At 60.0% G+C, this 4,781-nt stretch carries 5 protein-coding genes; 2 read left to right on the top strand and 3 right to left on the bottom strand.

Translation table 11 applies throughout. From position 1 onward, the window contains the following. Positions 1-261: 261 nt before the first annotated feature. Complete coding sequence (locus tag KZO25_RS18075; RefSeq protein ID WP_223138012.1) at positions 262-948, top strand: type 1 glutamine amidotransferase domain-containing protein; 687 nt, start codon at positions 262-264, stop codon at positions 946-948. 76 nt (positions 949-1,024) lie between these two features. On the opposite strand, the gene KZO25_RS18070 is transcribed toward KZO25_RS18075, so the two are convergent. The 3 genes from KZO25_RS18070 to KZO25_RS18060 all read right to left on the bottom strand — a co-directional run bounded on the left by KZO25_RS18070 (position 1,025) and on the right by KZO25_RS18060 (position 3,953). Further along, positions 1,025-1,330 (bottom strand): YkgJ family cysteine cluster protein, encoded by a 306-nt coding sequence (locus KZO25_RS18070; RefSeq protein ID WP_223138011.1) that lies wholly within the window; start codon positions 1,328-1,330, stop codon positions 1,025-1,027. 74 nt (positions 1,331-1,404) lie between these two features. Then, on the bottom strand, positions 1,405-2,949 hold the full coding sequence (locus KZO25_RS18065; RefSeq protein ID WP_223138010.1) for a hypothetical protein: 1,545 nt from the start codon (positions 2,947-2,949) through the stop codon (positions 1,405-1,407). Between the two features lie 116 nt (positions 2,950-3,065). Further along, positions 3,066-3,953 carry a helix-turn-helix domain-containing protein gene (locus KZO25_RS18060; protein ID WP_223138009.1) on the bottom strand — a complete coding sequence of 296 codons (888 nt, stop codon included), beginning with the start codon at positions 3,951-3,953 and terminating at the stop codon, positions 3,066-3,068. A 237-nt stretch (positions 3,954-4,190) separates the two neighbouring features. On the opposite strand from KZO25_RS18060, the gene KZO25_RS18055 reads away from it, so the two are divergent. Further along, on the top strand, positions 4,191-4,772 hold the full coding sequence (locus KZO25_RS18055) for a LysE family translocator (RefSeq protein WP_223138008.1): 582 nt from the start codon (positions 4,191-4,193) through the stop codon (positions 4,770-4,772). Positions 4,773-4,781 lie beyond the last annotated feature (9 nt).

Raw genomic sequence — 4,781 nt, 5'->3', positions numbered from 1 at the left:
TGATCGATCACCAGGCTCACCGCATCCACCTTGAATTCATCGGAAAACCGACGTCGAGTCTTCTTGGTCATGAACACCTCCATTGCCTCCATTATGAGGCTTATCGGGGTGTCCGCTCCAATTGGACCACTTCAACCCTCCTCATAGAGCAGATGACAGGAACGTATCGAAAATGACTGGTTCTCAAATACTAGTCGCTCCACTAGGCTGATGACCAACGCCATTCACTCCCTGCCACTAGCAGCGACACAGGAGAGCTCCATGAGCCAACGTATTCTGATGGTCCTTACCTCCCACGATCGCCTCGGCGATACCGGTGAGCCCACCGGCTTCTGGCTGGAAGAGCTGGCGGCGCCCTACTATGCCTGCCTGGATGCCGGCGCAGAAGTGGTGCTGGCCTCCCCCAAGGGCGGGAAGCCGCCACTGGACCCCAAGAGTGACGCCGAGGATAGCCAGACCGACGCAACACGCCGATTCCAGCAGGACGACCAAGCGCAGCAGGCGCTTGCCAACACGCACAGGCTGAGCGAAGTCAGTGCTGACGATTTCGATGCCATCTTCTACCCCGGCGGCCATGGTCCGCTATGGGACCTGGTAGACGATAAGGATTCCATCCGCCTGATCGAGGCATTCTGGGCACAGCAGAAACCGGTAGCTGCCGTGTGTCACGCGCCGATCGTACTCATCCACGCCCGCGATACCGAAGGCAAGCCGATCATCCAGGGCCGCGATGTCACTGGCTTCACCAATGAAGAAGAAGACGCTGTGGGACTCACCGATGTCGTCCCCCACCTGGTGGAGAACGCCCTCAAGGAAGGCGGAGCCCGTTACTCCAAGGCCGAGGTTTTCACTCCCTACACTCGCAGAGACGGCCAATTGATCACCGGGCAGAACCCGCCCTCCTCCGAACCGGTCGCAAAAGTACTGCTGGAGGCACTTGGCCAGTAGAACAGCGGGCAGCAGCGATCGACAGACTCAAAGACTACCGGCCTCCAGCAGGCCGGTAGCGTGGCACTCACCCGAGCTAGGTGTGACGGTTTTCATCCAGCTCAGCTCTTTCTACAAGACACTCATGCGACCCCACTTCGAACTCTCGGCAAATCCAGGGGCGATTTTCGTAAATCGTACACATGAAGGTCTCACGATCCAGAGCAGAGCACCAACCATCCTCCAGGCGGCGCATGGTCTCGCCGCCCCACTCGTCGTAGGCTATATGCTTCTCCGGCACTCCCGTATCGGAGAGAATCATGACTTCCAATCGACAGCAGCAAGCCTGGCAAGTTGAACAAGTTACCTCAGGCTCGGATGTATCTTTAAAAAACACAGTCATCTAAGGCACTACCCGCTAAATTTCGCAACAATACTCCTATTCAGCCAGTAATTAAAATGTAGTGTGGTATACGCCTATTGGCTGGCAACCTGTTCCTGCGAACGATTCATGCCGAACTGGGTATTACGGCGCCCGGGCCAGATCGCCTCGCCGGCTTCATAGGCGACAAGAGCCTCGTCCGGACGCCCCAGGTCAACCAGCAGATCACCCAGCGCTTCGTAAGGCGGATACAGGGCACCGGGGGTGATGGGATCTTTTTCCACCGTGGACTCCAGTTCCGCGGCGGCCTCCATCTTGGAGACCGCTTCCTCAGCCTCTCCCTCGGCGTGTTTTATCCAGCCGGACAGGATTTTGCGATCTACCTCGATGTTCGTCGCGAAGCGCTCTTCGCCCGCCTCCCGGGCCGCATCACGCAGCTCAGCCAGGCGCTGCTCGGCTTCCTGGGCGAGCTCACGATCGTCCGTATGAATGGCGCCCAGTCCCCGGGCATACCAGCTCAGCCCTTCCGGCCAGGGGGCATCATCCCATGGCAGATAGTCTGGCTCCCGCACAGACAGCGCTTTCGCGGCGTCCCAGTCCCGCTGCTCCACCGCTATGCGGGACGGCATGGCAGCGGCGTGAAAGGCTGACGGAAAAGCGGGCTGGTGGCGTTCAACTGCCTTGGCCTCTTCCCACACGGATTGTGCCTGCTCAACCTCCCCCTGTTGCAAATGGCCGTACACCAGGTAATCGAGGGCGTGGATGTAGTGGAAGGTTGTGGCGCCGTTGACATCATGTTCAAGAGCAGCGTCGGCGGAGCGCCGGTTCCACTCAATGACCTCGTCCCAGTGACCCAGGCGTACGTAAATATGCGACGGCATATGCAGGGCGTGGGGCACGCTAGGGGCTATGTCGGCATAGGCTTCCACCAGGTCGAGCGCATTCTCGGCACGGCCTTCCACATCGGTGGCATGGATGCTGTAGTGGATGGCGCCGGGGTGGGTGGATTCGGCTTCCCACACACTCCGCAAGACGGCTTCGGCCTCATCATGCAACGGATTGCGCCGGTCGCTGTCGGCCCCCATCGCCAGCGCCAGGCGGGACAGGCCGTAAAACGCGGCAATATCCAGATCATCCGGGTGGTCGGCATAAGCCACGGCCATGCGCTCGGCCCATGCTTCAATGCGATCGCGGTAGCCGAGCTCGTCCGCCTCCTGGAAGAAGGCAGCCACCGCTTCAAGCAGCGCCGCTTCACGCGCATCTCCCAAGCCGGCATGCCGGGCCTGTTCGATGTGCTTCCGGCCCTGAGCGAGGGTCTCGTCATCAGGGCGTCCCGGCCACAGTGGCTGGACATAGGTGGCAGCCATGCCCCAGTGCCCCATGGCACAATCCGGCTCCTGGTCGGTGATCTCACGGAAAATGCCACGGGCTTGCTGATACATCATGTGATGCTTGAGCGCGAGACCTCGGTCGAACTGATTCGCCGAAGCCTCGCTGCAGGCCGGCTGAAAAGAGACCTTCCCCAGGCCCTCAGCGTTTGTTTCATGGCCGACCATGCCATTAGCCTGCTGGCTATAGGCGGTGGCCGTCAGTGCGAGACTCAAGAATGTGGTCGGCAGCAGCCAGTATGTCCTGTTCATTGGTTCGCTCTCCCCTGAGTAAGACAACAGTGGCAGTTTAGAGGTGCAGGAGAGAGGCTTGCGTGGCCAATCTTGCGGTCACTGAACAGGGTTTGCTACCGAGTTGTGGTCAGGGATCAGCGTTCGTTTCTTCGGCGGTACTCTCTGGGTGTACAGCCAAGGTAGTGTCGGAAGTGCCGGGCCAGGTGTTGAGAGGAATAGCCGGTCATCATGGCGATCTCGGTGATGGAAAGCTGGCTGTGTGCCAACAGGCCACGAGCCCGCTCCAGCCTCAGCCGAGTCAGATAACGATGCGGCGGCAGTCCATGGCTTTGCCGGAATGCACGGGAAAAGTGCCAGGGTGACAGGTCGATCAGATCGGCCAGCTCGCACAGGGAAATCGGCTCGCCAAGGTGCTCGCGCATAAAGTCCAGCACCCGGGTCGACTGCCAGGCCGTCAGGCCGCCCGCCGCCTGCAGGCAAGGGGTCTGCTTCGAAAGCCGCTCAAGGCGGGCCAGCACGCCGGCAATTGCAGCCTCCAGGAAAAGACCGGTGGCCTGGTCGCCAAGGGCAAGCTCATTCCACAGGGCCTCGAGCGTATGGGCGATGAAGGGATCGCTATTATGGCGGGTATGGAGCACACCAAAATCAAGAGGTTCCTCTTCGGAGCGGCCCAGGAAGCGCCGGGCAAGCGTCATGGGAATGGCGAGAAAACGAAGCCGGTGCGGGTTGTCGATACGGCACCAGGTGTGGGCATCGGGTACGACCACCACGAAGTCCATGGGTATGCTATGGCCTGAAAAGCAGCCTGCGCCAAGATCACAGTGATAGCGAAAGGAGTGGCATATGGCCTGACTCAGGATCAGGTGAGGCAAGGGCAGTACCCTCACCTCGCCGGGCTCGCCGACGCTCTCGGCCATCAGCAGGTCCACCCCGAAAACGCTACGCCGTTCCTCAATGGCGGAAGCGTCGGCCTCGGGCACTCCCGGCGCCAACTTGCTAATACCTGATACTGCCGTACCCATATTTCCCCCTGCAGCCTACCCCCCGCTAATACTGATCGAGACACCCTGAACGACACCACTCACCCGATACGATCCTTGAAGCTGATGGTGAGGCTCTTCGGTATGTCGATTGATCATCATCACGGATAACCTGCCTTAGCAGTAAAGGTAGCGGATACCGGTACCACATCAATGTTGTTCAATACCTCTCCGTTCCGGCGTTGCATTCTCCTGCCATTACCAGCCTGGAGAGTAATGATGAGCCTTACCATGATTCTGCCCATGTCGGCGTTTGCCCTTGCCGCTTCAATTTCACCAGGGCCGGTCAATCTGGTGTGCCTGAGCAGCGGCACCCGCTACCCCATATCCCAGGGCCTGGTGTTCGTCACCGGCGCCACGCTGGGTTTTGTCTTGCTGTTCATTGCCGTGGGGTTGGGGCTCTATTCGGTACTGGCAGTGGTACCGGGGTTGTCGGAGGCACTGCGCTGGGCCGGTGTGGCCTTCCTGCTCTACCTGAGCTGGCGACTGTTTCGCGACGACGGTCGCCTGCCGGCGGGTGAGACTCAGCGAGCGCCGGGATTCATGGCAGGCGCCCTGATGCAATGGCTCAATCCCAAGGCGTGGCTGGCATCGGCCTCGGGCATTGCCGCATACACCAGCGGCGGCGAACTGCACCAGGTACTGGTGTTTGCCGGGCTCTATCTGCCGATCTGCTGGCTATCGCTGGGAAGTTGGGTCTACGCCGGTGCTTTCCTGCGCCGTTATATTGAGCGACCCAACATATTGGTGGCAGTGAACCGCCCCCACTGTCAAGCTAGATGGAGCCTCAGCGGCTGTTAGACTCTGAAC

Origin of the sequence: Halomonas sp. ANAO-440 (assembly GCF_019915905.1) — a bacterium.
GTDB classification, from domain to species: domain Bacteria; phylum Pseudomonadota; class Gammaproteobacteria; order Pseudomonadales; family Halomonadaceae; genus Halomonas; species Halomonas chromatireducens.
The sequence above is the reverse complement of the archived record's forward strand: the minus strand, read 5'-3'. Positions and strand labels throughout refer to the sequence as shown.